At 77.1% G+C, this 14,821-nt stretch carries 13 protein-coding genes; 3 read left to right on the forward strand and 10 right to left on the reverse strand.

The annotated features are described in order from the left end of the window. Positions 1-52: 52 nt before the first annotated feature. The 3 genes from MHY85_RS08835 to MHY85_RS08845 all read right to left on the reverse strand — a co-directional run bounded on the left by MHY85_RS08835 (position 53) and on the right by MHY85_RS08845 (position 3,538). On the reverse strand, positions 53-2,086 hold the full coding sequence (locus tag MHY85_RS08835) for a S9 family peptidase (protein WP_239195635.1): 2,034 nt from the start codon (positions 2,084-2,086) through the stop codon (positions 53-55). Between the two features lie 84 nt (positions 2,087-2,170). Further along, the gene (gene nrdR, locus MHY85_RS08840; protein ID WP_239195637.1) at positions 2,171-2,680 is read right to left on the reverse strand and encodes a transcriptional regulator NrdR; all 510 of its coding nucleotides are present in this window, start codon (positions 2,678-2,680) and stop codon (positions 2,171-2,173) included. 468 nt (positions 2,681-3,148) lie between these two features. Then, entirely contained in the window at positions 3,149-3,538 is a 390-nt protein-coding gene (locus MHY85_RS08845; protein WP_239195639.1) for a LysM peptidoglycan-binding domain-containing protein, read from the reverse strand. Positions 3,539-3,799: 261 nt separating this feature from the next. Here MHY85_RS08845 and lexA point away from each other — a divergent pair, with 261 nt between their 5' ends. Next, positions 3,800-4,543, forward strand: a complete 744-nt coding sequence (lexA, locus tag MHY85_RS08850; protein ID WP_239195641.1) for a transcriptional repressor LexA — start codon at positions 3,800-3,802, stop codon at positions 4,541-4,543. A gap of 69 nt (positions 4,544-4,612) precedes the next feature. Here lexA and MHY85_RS08855 read toward each other — a convergent pair whose 3' ends face one another. Continuing rightward, positions 4,613-5,662, reverse strand: a complete 1,050-nt coding sequence (locus MHY85_RS08855; protein WP_239195643.1) for an aminotransferase class V-fold PLP-dependent enzyme — start codon at positions 5,660-5,662, stop codon at positions 4,613-4,615. An 81-nt stretch (positions 5,663-5,743) separates the two neighbouring features. Here MHY85_RS08855 and MHY85_RS08860 point away from each other — a divergent pair, with 81 nt between their 5' ends. After that, positions 5,744-6,691 (forward strand): LysR family transcriptional regulator, encoded by a 948-nt coding sequence (locus tag MHY85_RS08860; RefSeq protein ID WP_239195644.1) that lies wholly within the window; start codon positions 5,744-5,746, stop codon positions 6,689-6,691. On the opposite strand, the gene MHY85_RS08865 is transcribed toward MHY85_RS08860, so the two are convergent. The 3 genes from MHY85_RS08865 to hflX form a co-directional block, all read right to left on the reverse strand. Further along, on the reverse strand, positions 6,688-7,665 hold the full coding sequence (locus MHY85_RS08865; RefSeq protein ID WP_239195654.1) for an L-lactate dehydrogenase: 978 nt from the start codon (positions 7,663-7,665) through the stop codon (positions 6,688-6,690). The two genes, MHY85_RS08860 and MHY85_RS08865, sit on opposite strands and share 4 nt — an antisense overlap. Before the next feature lie 169 nt (positions 7,666-7,834). Beyond that, entirely contained in the window at positions 7,835-9,988 is a 2,154-nt protein-coding gene (locus tag MHY85_RS08870; protein WP_239195649.1) for an ATP-dependent DNA helicase, read from the reverse strand. A 63-nt stretch (positions 9,989-10,051) separates the two neighbouring features. Continuing rightward, complete coding sequence (gene hflX, locus MHY85_RS08875; protein WP_374233285.1) at positions 10,052-11,605, reverse strand: GTPase HflX; 1,554 nt, start codon at positions 11,603-11,605, stop codon at positions 10,052-10,054. A gap of 154 nt (positions 11,606-11,759) precedes the next feature. Here hflX and MHY85_RS08880 point away from each other — a divergent pair, with 154 nt between their 5' ends. Next, on the forward strand, positions 11,760-12,374 hold the full coding sequence (locus MHY85_RS08880; RefSeq protein ID WP_239195650.1) for a class I SAM-dependent methyltransferase: 615 nt from the start codon (positions 11,760-11,762) through the stop codon (positions 12,372-12,374). A 49-nt stretch (positions 12,375-12,423) separates the two neighbouring features. On the opposite strand, the gene MHY85_RS08885 is transcribed toward MHY85_RS08880, so the two are convergent. The 3 genes from MHY85_RS08885 to miaA form a co-directional block, all read right to left on the reverse strand. Further along, entirely contained in the window at positions 12,424-12,759 is a 336-nt protein-coding gene (locus MHY85_RS08885; RefSeq protein ID WP_239195651.1) for a thioredoxin family protein, read from the reverse strand. Between the two features lie 110 nt (positions 12,760-12,869). After that, positions 12,870-13,841: a diaminopimelate epimerase gene (dapF, locus tag MHY85_RS08890; protein WP_239195653.1), complete on the reverse strand. Its 972-nt coding sequence runs from the start codon at positions 13,839-13,841 to the stop codon at positions 12,870-12,872. After that, positions 13,838-14,794: a tRNA (adenosine(37)-N6)-dimethylallyltransferase MiaA gene (gene miaA / locus MHY85_RS08895; protein WP_239195658.1), complete on the reverse strand. Its 957-nt coding sequence runs from the start codon at positions 14,792-14,794 to the stop codon at positions 13,838-13,840. The genes dapF and miaA overlap by 4 nt, the downstream gene beginning before the upstream one ends. Between the last annotated feature and the right edge of the window lie 27 nt (positions 14,795-14,821).

Consider the following 14,821-nt stretch of genomic DNA (forward strand, 5'->3'; position numbering starts at 1 on the left):
GGGGCCCCGCACCGGATCGGTGCGGGGCCCCTCGCGTGCGTGCCCGGGCGGATCAGCCCTGGGCGACCGGCAGCGTGCGCCGCCACCAGTCCAGGACGTGCTCGAACCGGACCAGCCGGTGCTGCGGGCGGCCGGACCTGGTGAGCTCGTGGCCCTCACCGGGGAACAGCAGCAGCTCGGCCGGCACGCCCCGGCGCTTGAGCTCGACGAACCAGCGCTGGCCCTGCTCGACCGGGCACCGCCAGTCCTGCTCGGAGTGGATCACCAGCGTCGGGGTGGTCACCTCCGCCACGTGCGCCATCGGGGACTGGGCGGCCACCTTCGCGCGGGACTCCTCGTCGTCGCCGTCGCCCAGGTACTCCAGGCCGAAGAACCAGCCGATGTCGCTCGACCCGACGAAGCTCACCGGGTCGAGGAACCCGCGCTCGACGATCGCGCCGACGAACCGGTCGGTGCGGGTGGTCAGCCACGCGGTGAGGTAGCCGCCGTACGAGCCGCCCATGACGCCGACCCGCTCGCCGTCGAGGGCCGGGTCCTCCAGCGCCGCGTCGAGCAGCGCGAGCACGTCGTCGGTGTCGACCGTGCCGAAGCCGTGCTGGATCGCCCTGCCGTGCGCCGAGCCGTAGCCGGCCGCGCCGCGCGGGTTGCCGTACACGACCGCGTAGCCGGCCTCGGCCAGCGTCTGCACCTCGTCGAACAGGCCCACCGTGTACTGCGCGTACGGGCCGCCGTGGATCATGAGGATCGTCGGGTGCGGGCCGGCGAACCGCTCCGGGTCCGGGGTGACGAGCCAGCCGTGCACGGGGTAGCCGTCGGGCGCGGTCGCGGTGACCTCGCGCGGCTCGCGGACGCGGCCGGTCGCGCGCAGCGGCGCCGACCAGTCGGTGAGCGCCCGGGTCTCCCTCGACGCCAGGTCGACGGCGTGCAGGTCGCCCGACGTCACCGGCCCGGCCGCGGTGACGACGGCCACCGGGGCCGCGCTCGCCGCGGCGACGCCGTGCGCGACCAGGCCGCTGAGCAGGTCGCGGGTCGACCCGTCGGCACGGTGCTCGCGCAGCACCACGGTGCCGCGGTGCAGCACGCCCGCGAGCACGCCGTCCGCGGTCACGGCGAACGTGCCGGGGTCGAGGTCGACCGCCTCGGCGTCCGTCAGCCGCTCCGGGGCGCCGGACGCGGTCGGGGCGCTGCCGCCCCCGGCCGGGGTCAGCGGGAGACGGTGGAGGCCGGTCTGGGCGGCGACGAAGCCCCGGCCCGACGGGCCCATGTCCTGCGCGAGCAGCCACAGCGCGGCGCCGTCGGCCGCGGGCAGCACCGCCGCGACGGCCAGCGTGCTGCCGGCGTCGGCGTCCGTGAGCGGCACGAGCGCGCCGTCGGCGTCCGCGGCCGTGTCGACGACGACCGCGTCCGAGCGCAGGTCCTGGTCCTTGCCGGCGTGCCGGGCGGCCACCGCCGCGACGTACCGGCCGCTGGGGAACCAGGCGATCTGCTCGACGTCGCTGTCGCCGCTGGTGACCTGCCGCGCGGCCGTCGCGTCGTCCTCGCCCGCCGGGGCGGCGGCGCGCGCGGCCGGGTCGGCGGGCACGTCCACGACGAACAGCTGCCGCCGCTTGTCGCGGGTGAACCCGACGCCGTCGTTGCGGTAGGGCAGCTCCGTGATGTGCCGGGGCCGCTCGGCGCCGGGGTCGCCGTCGCCGTACCGCCCCTCCTCGGGCACCCGGGCGACGAACGCGAGCGTGGCGCCGTCCGGCGAGAACCGGGCGGTCTGCACGCCGAGGGGGGCGTCGGTCAGCCGGACGGGCTCGCCGCCGGCAGCCTCGACCAGGTGCAGCTGCGGGCGCCCCTTCGGCTCGGCGCGGAGGAACGCCACCCAGCGTCCGTCCGGGGACACCTGCGGGTCGGTGTCGCGGTGGCCGCGGGTGAGGCGCTGCGGCGGCGTGGCGCCGTCCGTGGCGACCCGCCAGAGCTGGCCGGTGTACTCGTCCGACTCGAGGTCGGGGGCGGTGCGGGCGACCACGACGAACGAGCCGTCGGGCGCGACCGCGGGGGTTCCGAGGGCGTGCAGGAGCGCGAGGTCAGCAGGGATCACGACTCCGACCGTAGTACGCGCCGGCCACGCACGGGCAGCACGACGCCCGACGCGGCGCCCGGGCCGCGACCACCGCCGTGCGCCTCAGACGGTGGGCGCGTCCTGCCCGGAGGTGCCGGGCGCCGCGGCGCGGGCGGCGTCCGCCGCCTCGTTCTCCGCGCGCAGCACCGTGATCGCGGCCTCGAAGTCCTCGAGGCTGCTGAACGCCTGGTACACGCTCGCGAACCGCAGGTACGCGACCTCGTCCAGGTCCCGGAGCGGACCGAGGATCGCGAGCCCGATCTCGTAGGCGTCCAGCTCCGCGGAACCGCTCGCGCGCAGGTTCTCCTCGACGCGCTGGGCGAGCACGGCGAGGTCGTCGTCGCTGACGGGGCGGCCCTGGCACGCCTTGCGGACACCGTTGACGATCTTCTCCCGGCTGAACGGCTCGGTGGCGCCCGACCGCTTCACGACCGACAGGCTGGCCGTCTCGATCGTGGTGAACCGCCGGTTGCACTGGGGGCACTGCCGGCGACGCCGGATCGAGAGGCCGTCGTCCGACGTGCGGGAGTCGACGACCCGGGAGTCGGCGTGACGGCAGAACGGGCAGTGCATGGACGCCTCCTCCGGGATGTGCTGCACGCGCCGGGGCAGGCCACCGCGACGACGCGCGCCCGCCCGGACGACCGGGACACGGTAGGGCCGCGGGTGCGGGCGGTGCAAGGCGCTTCCGCGGCGGGGTGAACCCGCTGGTCACGTCGCCGGCCGACGGAGCGGGCAGGCGAGGAGGGCGGCCCGGGCAGACGACGAGGGTGGCCGCTCGTGCGGCCACCCTCGTTGGGGACGCCCCCGTCCCGTCTCGTCCGGACGACTCGCCTCGTCCGGACGGTTGCTGCACGCCCCTGCGTCAGGCCCGAGGGCCGTGACGACGACGCGTCCCTCGCGGCGAGCCCCCCAGCCAGCCGTTCGAGGTGGCACCACCCTAGAGGCGGGCCGGCTAATTACGCAAGCACCGAGTGCCCTAATCCGGTGGAGCGGCGGCGGGCGCCTGACCAGCGAGTCCCCGCCCTCGGCAGCGCCGCCTCAGGAGCCGGCCGGGAGCAGCAGGACCTGACCGGCCTGGAGCGACGCGTCCGCGAGGCCGTTGAGCTGCTGCAGGCTCAGGACCACGTCGCGCACGTCCTCACCCGGGCCGGCCACGCTGGCGGCGATCTGCCAGAGCGTCTCCCCCGACTGCACCGCGTGCGTGGTGACCTCGGTGGCCTGCTGCGGGCCGTCGGCGACCGCGCGTCCGCCGACGAGACCGCCCAGCACGACCGCCAGGCCCAGGAGGGCGACGACGACGCGACCGCGCCGGGTCAGGTGGAGCCGGCCCTCGCCGCCCGCGGCGCCCGGCCGGCGCGCATCCCCGTCGCGCCGGGCGGGCACCTCGCGGCGCGCCGGACGAGCGATCCCCGGGTGTGCTGCGATCACGCTCATCCCCACCACTTCCCTCCTGGGCCGCCGGGCGACCCGAGTCGAACACCTGTTCGTTCGAACGCTTGTACGATGGAACCACACCCCACCGGCGATGTCGAGACACGATCGAACAGGTGTTTGATCCCGCCCGTCCGTCCCCCTACGCTCGGTGACGTCGGGTACAGCGCACCACGAGGCACTGACACGCCCGCCCGACGGACCGCCCCGGACCCACCGGCGGGCGGCCTGACCAGGGCGGACGGGACGGGAGCGGACATGGCGAGCGACGGGACGGGCACCGCGGCGGGCCTCGGCGAGGCGGCCGTGGCCGAGCTCGGGGACGGCGACGGCCTCACGCCGCGGCAGCGGCTGGTCCTCGAGACGGTGCGCGCGTCGGTCGAGTCCCGCGGCTACCCGCCGAGCATGCGCGAGATCGGCGACGCCGTGGGCCTCACCAGCCCGTCGAGCGTCAAGCACCAGCTCACGGCGCTCGAGCGCAAGGGCTACCTGCGCCGCGACCCGAACCGCCCGCGCGCGATCGAGGTGGTGCAGCCCGACGACTCGCGCGGCGTGGCGCCGCTCGCGGGCGTCGCGGGGATCACCGGCATCGGCGACGCGGACTCCGCCCCCCGCGAGGGCGCCCCGGAGGCGGCCTACGTGCCCGTGGTCGGCCGGATCGCCGCCGGCGGTCCGATCCTCGCCGAGCAGCTCGTCGAGGACGTGTTCCCGCTCCCCCGCCAGCTGGTGGGTGCCGGCGAGCTGTTCCTGCTCAAGGTCGTGGGCGACTCGATGATCGACGCCGCGATCTGCGACGGCGACTGGGTCGTGGTCCGCCGGCAGCCGGTGGCCGAGAACGGCGAGATCGTCGCCGCGATGCTCGACGGCGAGGCGACGGTGAAGACGCTCAAGCGCGCGGACGGGCACGTGTGGCTGCTGCCGCAGAACCCGGCGTACTCCCCGATCGACGGCGACCACGCGCAGGTGCTGGGCCGCGTCGTCTCGGTGCTGCGCTCGCTCTGACCCCCGCCGGGCGGCCGCACCGGCGCGGCCGGCCGGCCGGCGGGGCCGGACGGCCGGCGGGGCCGGCGCTCAGGCCGCCGCGCGCAGGGCGACGAGCGCGCGTTCCACGTCCGCCTCGTCGTTCCAGACGTGGAACGCCAGGCGCACCCGCCCGGCGCGGCCGGCGACCCGGCACCCCGCCGCCGTCAGGGCGCCCCGGCGCCGCCCCTCCGGGTCGGGCAGCGTCACGATCGCGCTGCCGCCGGGGCCCAGCCCCAGGCCCGAGCGGAACGCGTCCGCGAGCCCGACGGCGTGCGCCTGGACCGCGTCGCGGTCGGCGCCGGCGAAGGCGTCGAGCGACTCGGCGGCGCCGAGCCACGCCTGCCAGGCCGGGGACACGTCGAAGCGCCGCGCGTCCGCGGCCAGGCGCATCCGCGGGCCGTAGCAGGACGCCCACGGGTCCTCGCCCGCGTACCAGCCGGCCTGCAGCGGGCGCAGGGCGTCCTGCGTCGGCGCTCGCACCGTGAGGAAGCCGGTCCCGCGCGGCGCGCAGAGCCACTTGTACGCCGCGGTGACGCTGACGTCGTAGCGGGACGCGTCGACCCGGCGCCATCCGGCGGCCTGGGTGAGGTCGCACAGCGTCCGGCTGCCCGCCGCCCGCGCCGCCGCGAGCACCGCGTCGTCGTCGAGCACCGCGCCGGTCGCCGACTGCACCAGCGAGTAGGCGACCAGGTCGACGCCCGGCACCACGGCCTCGGGCAGCCGCCCGGCCGGCACGTGCTCCACGCGGAGCCGCGGCCCCTGCGCGAGGAACGGGAAGACCACCGAGCTGAAGTCGCCGTCGACGCACACCACGCGCGCCCCGTCGGGCAGCGACGCGGCCACCACCGCGGCCATGGCGGAGACCTGCGACCCGATCGCCACGCGGTCGGCGGGCACGTCGACCAGCGCCGCGAACCGCTCGCGGGCGGTCGCCACCGCCCGCTCGTACCGCGCCACGTCCAAGCCTCCGGACGACCACCGGTCCACGTCCTCGCGCAGCGCGCGGGCGGTGCGGCGGGGGGCGACGCCCGCCGTGGCCGCGTCGAGGTGCCCCGGCACGGGGTCGAAGTCGGACCGGAGATCGGCGAGCGTGCGCATGGCTCCAGGCTCGCGGACCGCCACCCATGCCGACAACCGCCAGTTCCTCACCCATCCATGCAGTCCGCTTATGCTTCGCCCATGGTCTCCCGGAGCCTCGACGCCGCCGCGCTGCGCCTCGTGCGCGCCGTCCACGACACCGGCAGCGTCACGGCCGCCGCCCGCGAGCTCGGGCTGACCCAGCCGGCGGCGAGCCAGCAGCTGCGCGCCGTCGAGCGGCTGGTCGGGACGCCGGTCGTGGTGCGCGCCGGCCGCGGGGTGCGGCTGACCGAGGCCGGTCAGGTGCTCGCCCGCAACGCCTCGGCCGTGCAGTCCGCCCTCGACGCGACCCTGGAGGAGGTCGCCGCGGTCGCCAGCCTGCGCGCGGGCCGCGTCCGGGTCGCCGCGTTCCCGTCGGCCGCGGCCACGCTGCTCCCGAGCGCGCTCGCCGCGCTGCGCGCCGCGCACCCGGGCGTCGGCGTCACGCTCGTGGAGGCGGAGCCGCCCGAGGCGCTGGCCGAGCTCGCCGCCGGCCGGGTGGACGTCGCCGTGACGTTCCGCGACGCGGGTCCGGACCCCGCCCCGCCGGGCGACGACCGGTTGCGGCGCGTCCCCCTGCTGCGGGACGACGTGGTGGTCGTGCTCCCGGAGTCCGACGGGTGCACCGCCGGCGAGCCGGTCGACCTCGCGCGGCTCGCCGACCGGCCCTGGATCGCCGGCTGCCCGCAGTGCCGCGCGCAGCTCGTCGGCACCTGCGCCCGCGCCGGGTTCGCGCCGCGGGTCGACTTCGCGACGGACGACTACCTCGCGGTGCTCGGCCTGGTGCGGGCCGGCCTCGGCGTCACGACCCTGCCGGGCCTGGCGCTGGCCGCGCTGCCGCACCCGGGCGTGACCGTGCACCCCGCCCGGCCGGGGGCCGCGCGGCTCGTCGAGGCGGTCGGCGAGGCCGGCACGGCACGGGTCCCCGCCGTGGTCGCGGCGGTGGCGGCGCTGCGCGGGGCCGCCGCGGCGGTGCGGCACCCGCACGTGCGGGTGCCGCGCGCCGCCTAGAGCCCGAACCGGCGGGCCACCGCCCGCAGCTGCTCGCCCGAGCGACGCAGGCCCGCGAGCTCGTCGGTCGACATCGGCACCTGCAGGCGCTCGCCCACGCCGGAGCGCCCGACGATCGACGGGACCGACAGGCAGACATCGCTGATCCCGTGGTACCCGTCGAGCAGCGACGACACCGGGAGGATCCGGTGCTCGTCCTTGACGATCGCCTCGATGATCCGCGAGCCCGCGAGCGCCACCGCGTAGTTGGTCGCGCCCTTGCCGGCGATGATCCGGTACGCCGAGTCGACGACCTCCCGGGCGATCGACTCGCGCACCTCGTGGGTCAGCGGCACGTGCCCCTCGATGGCGTTCCAGTCGAGGATCGGCACGCCGCCGATGGTGGCCGAGGACCACAGGGGCAGCTCGGTGTCGCCGTGCTCGCCCGCGATGTAGGCGTGCACGTTCTGCACGGCCACGCCGGTGTACTGGGCGATGAGGTACCGCAGCCGCGAGGAGTCGAGCACGGTGCCCGAGCCGAACAGCTGGGTCGGCGGCAGGCCGGAGAACTTCAGCGCCGCGTAGGTGACGATGTCGACGGGGTTGGTCACCATGACGTACACGGCGTTCGGGGCGACCTCGACCAGCGAGGGCAGGATCTTCTTCACCAGCGAGATCGTCGCCTCGGCCAGGTCGATGCGGGTCTGCCCCGGCTTCTGCTTCGCGCCGGCCGTGACCATGACCACGTCGGCGTCCGCGCAGGCGGCGATGTCGTCGGAGCCGATCACCTCGGCCATCGGCATGAACTGGATGCCGTGGCCCAGGTCCAGCGCCTCGGCCTCGACCTTCGCCTTGTTGATGTCGTAGAGCACGACGCTGCGGGCGGCGCCGCGCATCAGCGCCGCGTACGCCATGGTCGACCCGACCGCGCCCGCGCCGACGACCGCCAGCTTGGTGGTGCGCCGGGGCGGCAGCGGGGCGTTCGCCAGACCCAGCTCGTCGCCCTCGACGTCGTCGATCTGCTCGCTCACGGCGATCCTCCCGTACCTGCTGCTCCGTGCACGCGCGCCGGCCGGCGCGCTGGTCACGAGGCTAGCGGGCGGACCCGTGCGGGCGCGCGACGGACCGGCCCCCCGGGCGCGTCGCGGGCGACGCGCCCGCTGGTCAGGCCTCCGGCGGGACCGGTGCCGCGGCGAGCCGGCGCAGGGCGCCCAGCGCCACCTCGCGGTCCGTGGTCCGCCAGAAGGCCGGCAGCGACCGGGTGAGGAACTCCCCGTACCGGGCCGTCGACAGCCGGGGGTCGAGGACGGCCACCACCCCGCGGTCGGCGGTGGACCGGATGAGCCGGCCGGCGCCCTGAGCCAGGAGCAGCGCCGCGTGGGTCGCGGACACCGACATGAAGCCGTTGCCGCCCGACGCCGCGACCGCCTCCGACCGGGCAGACCGCACCGGGTCGTCGGGGCGCGGGAACGGGATCCGGTCGATGATGACCAGCTGGCTCGACCGGCCCGGCACGTCGACGCCCTGCCACAGCGACAGGGTGCCGAACAGGCAGGTGGGCTCGTCGGCCGCGAACTGCTGCACCAGCGTCGGGAGCTGGTCCTCCCCCTGGACCAGCACCGGCAGGTCGAGCCGCTCCCGCATCGCCTCGCCGACCGCGACCGCGGCCCGACGCGACGAGAACAGGCCGAGCGTGCGGCCGCCCGCCGCGGTGATGAGCGCCTCGATCTCGTCCAGCTGCGCGTCCGTCGCCGGCTCCCGCCCCGGCGGCGGCAGGCGGCGCGCGATGTAGAGGATGCCCTGCTTCGGGTAGTCGAACGGGCTGCCGACGTCGACCCCGTGCCACGGGAGCGAGGCCGGCGCCTGGCCCGCGGCGCCGGCGCGCGTCGCCGGCACGTCCAGGGTGGTGCCCTCGCTCCCGCCCGGCGCGGACACCGCCACGGTCGCGGCCGTCGCGGTGGCCGCCGCGGCCTCCCCCGCGCCCTCCAGCCCGATGCTGCGGGCCATGGACCGGAACTCGCCGCCGAGGCTGAGCGTCGCCGAGGTGAGCACCGACGCCCGGCCCGCGAGCAGGTGCGTGCGGATGAGCCCGTTGACGGCGAGCGGCGCGGCGTACAGCCGGGTCGCGCCGTCCCGCTCCGCCCGGGAGCACCACAGCACGGTGTACCGCTGGTCGTCCGCGTCGGCGGCCATGCGCTCGGCGACCTCGAACAGCGCGAGCACCGCGGACGACGCGATCTTCAGGCCGCTGTCCGCGGGGGCCGCCGCCTCGCCCGCGGCGGGCTTCTCCGGGCGCAGGGCGCTGAGCAGGCCGCGGGCGGCGTCCCGGACCATCGCCACCGCCTGCCGGGTGCCCTCGGGCAGCCCCTGGGTGAACCGGCCCTCGGGCAGGTGGATGAGCGCGGCCCCGAGCGCCGTGGCGGCCGAGTCGAGCTCGGTGGTCGCGACACCGCCGTGCCGGCGGGCCATCCGGCCGGCGTGCTCGACGCTGCCGACCGACAGCTCGGCCGTCGACTGGGCGGTGACCCGGTCGGCGAGCTCGTGCGCCTCGTCGACCACCAGCACCTGGTGCTCGGGCAGCACGTGCGGCGAGCCGGACGCGGCGACACCGAGCATCGCGTGGTTCGTCACGACCACGTCCGCCGCCCGCGCGGCCGCGCGGGCGCGCTCGGGGAAGCACTCCTCCAGCAGCGGGCAGCGCTGGCCCAGGCACTCCAGCGACGTGACGGACACCTGGCGCCACGCGCGGTCGGTCACACCGGGCACCAGGTCGTCGCGGTCGCCGGACTCCGTCTCCTCGGCCCACGCGCGCAGCCGGACCACCTGGGCACCGAGCGACTCCTTGCCGCCGTCCTCGCCGTCGGCCGGGTCCGTGGTGGAGGGGTGCTCCGCCGCGCCGCGGTCCCCGAGGTCGAACAGCATGCCCTGGTCGTCGGGCGGGTAGCCGCCTGCGGTCTTGTGCACGCACACGTAGTTGTGCCAGCCCTTGAGCAGTGCGATGCGGGGCGGGCGGGGCAGCTCGGGCGCGAGCGCGTCGGCGACCAGCGGCAGGTCGCGGGTCATCACCTGGCGCTGCAGCGCGAGCGTCGCGGTCGACACCACGACGCGCTCGTCGGCGAGCACCGCGTGCCGGACGGAGGGCACGAGGTAGCCGAGCGACTTGCCGGTGCCGGTGCCGGCCTGGACGAGCAGGTGCTCGCCCTTCTCGACCGCGTCCGCCACCTCGCGGGCCATCCGGCGCTGCCCCTCGCGGGGCGAGCCGCCGAGCGCCGCGACCGCCACGTCGAGCAGGTGGTCGACGTCTACGGGATCAGGCACCCGGACAGGGTAGTCGGGCGCGGGGACACCTCCGGCAACCGGAGGTGCCCCGGCCCGTGCGCGTCAGCCGCGCTCGACCGCCGCCGCGGCGAGCTCGGTCGCCAGCGCCTGGTCGACCCGGCCGCGGAGCGCGGTGCCCTGCGGCGTGTGCTCCTCGGCGTCGATCTCGCCGGTCTCGTGCACGCGGTGCACGAGGTCGCCCCGGTCGTACGGGATCACCAGGTCGACCGTCACGCCGGGTCGCGGCAGCTGGTCGGCGACGACCGCCTGGAGCGCGTCGATGCCCTCGCCCGTGTGGGCGGACACGACCACGGCGCCGTGCTCGCGCGACCGCAGCCGCGCCAGCGCCTCGGGCTCGGCCAGGTCGGCCTTGTTCAGCACGATGATCTCGGGGACGTCCATCGCGCCCGGGATGTCCGCGAACACGTGCCGCACCGCCGCGATCTGGCCCTCCGGGTCCGGGTGCGAGGCGTCGACGACGTGCAGCACCAGGTCGGCGTCGGCGACCTCCTCGAGCGTGGACCGGAACGCCTCGACCAGCTGGTGCGGCAGGTTCCGCACGAAGCCGACGGTGTCCGCCAGCGTGTACACCCGGCCGTCGGCGGCCTGCGCGCGCCGGACCGTCGGGTCCAGCGTGGCGAACAGGGCGTTCTCCACCAGGACGCCGGCGTCGGTGAGCCGGTTCAGCAGCGACGACTTGCCCGCGTTCGTGTACCCGGCGATCGCGACCGACGGGATCGCGTTCTTCTTCCGGGACGCCCGCTTGGTCTGCCGGGCCGGCTCCATCGCGGCGATCTCCCGGCGCAGCTTGGCCATCCGGTTGCGGATGCGGCGGCGGTCGAGCTCGATCTTCGTCTCACCGGGGCCGCGGGAGCCCATGCCCGCGCCGGCGCCGCCGACCTGGCCACCGGCCTGCCGGGACATCGACTCGCCCCAGCCGCGCAGGCGCGGGAGCAGGTACTCGAGCTGCGCGAGCTCGACCTGCGCCTTGCCCTCCCGGGACTTGGCGTGCTGGGCGAAGATGTCGAGGATCAGCGCCGTCCGGTCGACGACCTTGACCTTCACCACGTCCTCCAGCGCGCGGCGCTGGGACGGGGCGAGCTCGCCGTCGACGACCACGGTGTCCGCGCCCGCCGCGAGCACCACGCCCGCGAGCTCCGCGGCCTTGCCGGAGCCGAGGTACGTGCCGGGGTCCGGGTTCTGCCGGCGCTGCAGCAGCCCGTCGAGCACCGTGGAGCCCGCGGTCTCGGCCAGCGCGGCGAGCTCGCGCAGGGAGATCTCGGCCTGCTCCTGGGTGGTGCCCGCGGCGCCCCAGATGCCGACCAGCACGACGCGCTCGAGGCGCAGCTGCCGGTACTCGACCTCGGTGACGTCCTGGAGCTCGGTGGACAGCCCGGCGACCCGGCGCAGCGACGTGCGCTCCTCCAGGTCCAGCTGCTCGCCGTCGTGGGTGGTGTGGACGGTCGCGCCGTCGTGGACCGCCGTGCCCGCCCGCGCGAGCACGCGTGCCACGACGTCGTCAGCGACCCGCTGGGCGTCGCGCGCGGCCTGCTGCGCGTCGACCCCGGTCTCCGGGACGTCCTGCTCGCGAGTCGTGGGGTTCTGGGGGTCGTTCACGCGGTTCCTTCGCTGTCGGCGGCGGGCGGCCGTCGTCGGCGGCCCGGGTACCAGTGTCGCGCGCCGCGAGGGCGGGCGCGAGGCTATTCGCCACCGGCGGACGGGCGCGCCGGACGGGCGGGGCGGGCCGCGGCGCGACCGGTAGGGTCACGGCGTGACCGGCACCGAGCACTACTTCACCGCCGAGCCCGCCTCCCCCGACGAGCGCCGGACCCGCACCGTGCACCTCGCCGGCCAGGACGTCGAGGTCGAGACCGCCGGCGGCGTGTTCTCCCCCGACCACCTGGACGGCGGCACCGAGGTGCTGCTCCAGCACGTGCCCGACCCGCCCCGCGACGGCGACCTGCTGGACCTCGGCTGCGGCTGGGGACCGGTCGCGCTGAGCCTCGGGCTGCTCGCCCCGCACGCGCGGGTGTGGGCGGTCGACGTCAACGAGCGGGCGCTCGACCTGACCCGGCGGAACGCGTCGCGGCTCGGGGTGGACGGGCTGCGGGCCGCGCGGCCCGAGGACGTGCCGGACGACGTGCGGTTCGCGGCGATCTGGTCGAACCCGCCGATCCGCGTCGGCAAGGAGACGCTGCACGCGATGCTGCGGCAGTGGCTGCGCCGGCTGGTGCCGGGCGGCGAGGCCTACCTGGTCGTGGCGAAGAACCTCGGCTCGGACTCGCTGCTGCGCTGGCTGGCGACGGAGCTCGACGGGGTCGCCGCGGTCGACCGGGTCGCGACGGCGCGGGGGTTCCGGGTGCTGCGCGTGGTCGCCGCGGGCTGACGGCGGCACGCGGGCCGCACGGCCCGGGCACCGTCGCGGCGCCGTGCGGTCAGCCCTCGGCGCGGACGGCCGCCACGGCGGCGCGTGCCCGGGCGAGGGACGGCACGCCCGTGACCCGCAGGGCGGGGACCCCGGCGGCGTCGAGGAGCACGACCGTCGGGGTCTCGGTGACGCCGAACCGCTCGGCGAGGTCGGCCCGGTGCGCCACGTCGACCTCGACGTGCGCGACGCCGTCCTGGGTCGCGACGACCCGCTCCAGCACCCGGCGGGTGGCCCGGCACGGTGCGCAGAAGCCCGACGACAGCTGGAGGAACGTCGCGTCGCGGCCCAGCGGGCGGCGCAGGTCCTCGGCCGTCAGGGCGGGCGGGGTGGTCGGGTCGCTCACGCCGGGTGCAACCCCGACGCGGGGCGGGGTGTTCCGGGCGCCGCCCGCGACGTGCCGGGCGCGGTGCTCCCGCGCGGGGCGCAGGGGCGAGGCGGCGCGGGGCCGCGGGGTCAGCGGCGCAGGGCCGCGGGGTCGACGTCCAGGTCGGCGACCAGCACGGCCGGCCCGGCGAGCTCGACGTGCCCGTCCGGCAGCGTCGCCACGCGCACGGTGCCCCCGGGGACGTCCACCAGCCACACGTCCGGCGCCTGCGGTCCCGCCCACGCCCGGACCGCGAGCGCCGCCGCGCACGCGCCGGTGCCGCAGGACCGGGTCTCCCCGACACCGCGCTCGTGCACCCGCATCCGCACCCGGCCCACGACCGTGCCGTCGTCGAGCCGCTGCTCGCCGAGCGGGACGACGAGCTCGACGTTCGTGCCGTGCGGCGGGACCGGGTCGACGACCGGCGCGCGGGTCAGGTCGGCCGCGGCCAGCTCGGCGTCGTCGGCGAGCGCCAGCACCGTGTGCGGGTTGCCCAGGTCGACGCTCAGCGCCGGGCGCGGCACCGCGAGCCCCGCGACCTCGACCTGCGCGTCCGACCCGGCCGCCGCGGCCTCCGGCCCGCCGGGCAGGCGCCACTCCCCCATGTCGACCGCGTACCAGGTCTCGCCCGCGGGGCCGGCGGCCTCCCGGACGCGGCGGACACCGGCGCGGGTGCCGAGCACGAGCTCGCCCGCGGCGGGGTCCCACAGGCCCAGGGCGCGGGCGTACTCGGCCACGACGCGCACGCCGTTGCCGCACATCTCCGCGATCGAGCCGTCCGCGTTGCGGTAGTCCATGAACCAGGTCGCGGCCGGGTCCTCCGCGAGCACCGCGGCGCCCTCGGGCAGCTCGGCGCTGGCGACCAGCCGGATGACGCCGTCCCCGCCGATGCCCGCGCGCCGGTCGGCGAGCGCGCGCACCAGGTCCGCGTCGAGCGCGACGCCCGTCCGGCCGTCGAGCAGCACGAAGTCGTTCTGGGTGCCGTGCCCCTTGGTCACGCGCAGGGCCGCGACGGAGCCGGGCAGGGCGCGGGCGGCCGGGGAGGCGGCGGGGGCGGTCATGAGCCCAGACTACGGCGCGGGGCCGGGTCGTCCGTGGCCGGCCCGAGGGTCCCGGCGTCCGCCGCCCGGACCAGCGCCAGGGCCCGGTCGACCAGGTCCGGGTCGCGGGCGTCGAGCCAGTGCACGCGCGGGTCCCGGCCGAACCAGCCCATCTGCTTGCGGGCGAGCCGGCGGGTCCCGGCGACCACCTGGGCGCGCGCCTCGTCCTCGGTGATCTCGCCGCGCAGGGCGGCCAGCACCTCGGCGTAGCCGACGGCGCGGGAGGCCGTGCGGCCGATGCCGCGCCCGACCAGGCTGCGCACCTCGTCGACCAGCCCGGCGGCCCACATCCGGTCGACCCGCGCCTGCACGCGCTCGTCCAGCACCGCACGGTCGCAGTCCAGGCCGATCTGGACGGCGGGGACCTCGTAGTCGTGCCCGGGCAGGTTGGCGGAGTACGGCTTCCCGGTGAGGGCGATGACCTCGAGCGCCCGCACGATCCGGCGGGCGTTGCGGGGACCGATGTTCTCGGCGGCGACCGGGTCGGCCGCGGCGAGCTCCGCGTGCAGGGCACGGGCGCCCTCGGCCTCCACCCGCGCCTCCAGCGCCGCCCGGACGTCGGGGTCGGTGCCGGGGAACTCGATCCGGTCCAGCAGCGACCGCACGTACAGCCCCGACCCCCCGACGACGACGGGCCGGCGACCGCGCGCGGCGATGTCCGCCAGAGCCGCGCGCGCGTCCCGCTGGTAGGCGGCGACGGTGGCGTCCTCGTCGGGGTCGAGCACGTCGAGCAGGTGGTGCGGCACGCCCCGGCGCTCCGCGAGGGTGAGCTTGGCGGTGCCGATGTCCAGGCCGCGGTAGAGCTGCAGGGCGTCGGCGTTGACCACCTCGCCGTCCAGGTGCTCCGCGAGGGCGACGCCCAGGTCGGACTTGCCGGTCGCGGTCGGACCGACCACGGCGACGACGACGGTCAACGGGGCTCCTCGGGGTGGTGCGGGGCG

The sequence above is a fragment of the Cellulomonas sp. ACRRI genome, from assembly GCF_022346185.1.
GTDB lineage: Bacteria > Actinomycetota > Actinomycetes > Actinomycetales > Cellulomonadaceae > Cellulomonas.

Bases quoted from the DNA above. Each gene is read 5' to 3' on its own strand.
- dapF (WP_239195653.1), bottom strand. From the start codon at position 13,841: ATGACCGCCCCCGCCGCCTCCCCGGCCGCCCGCGCCCTGCCCGGCTCC.
- nrdR (WP_239195637.1), bottom strand. From the start codon at position 2,680: ATGCACTGCCCGTTCTGCCGTCACGCCGACTCCCGGGTCGTCGACTCC.
- lexA (WP_239195641.1), top strand. From the start codon at position 3,800: ATGGCGAGCGACGGGACGGGCACCGCGGCGGGCCTCGGCGAGGCGGCC.
- MHY85_RS08855 (WP_239195643.1), bottom strand. From the start codon at position 5,662: ATGCGCACGCTCGCCGATCTCCGGTCCGACTTCGACCCCGTGCCGGGG.
- MHY85_RS08860 (WP_239195644.1), top strand. From the start codon at position 5,744: ATGGTCTCCCGGAGCCTCGACGCCGCCGCGCTGCGCCTCGTGCGCGCC.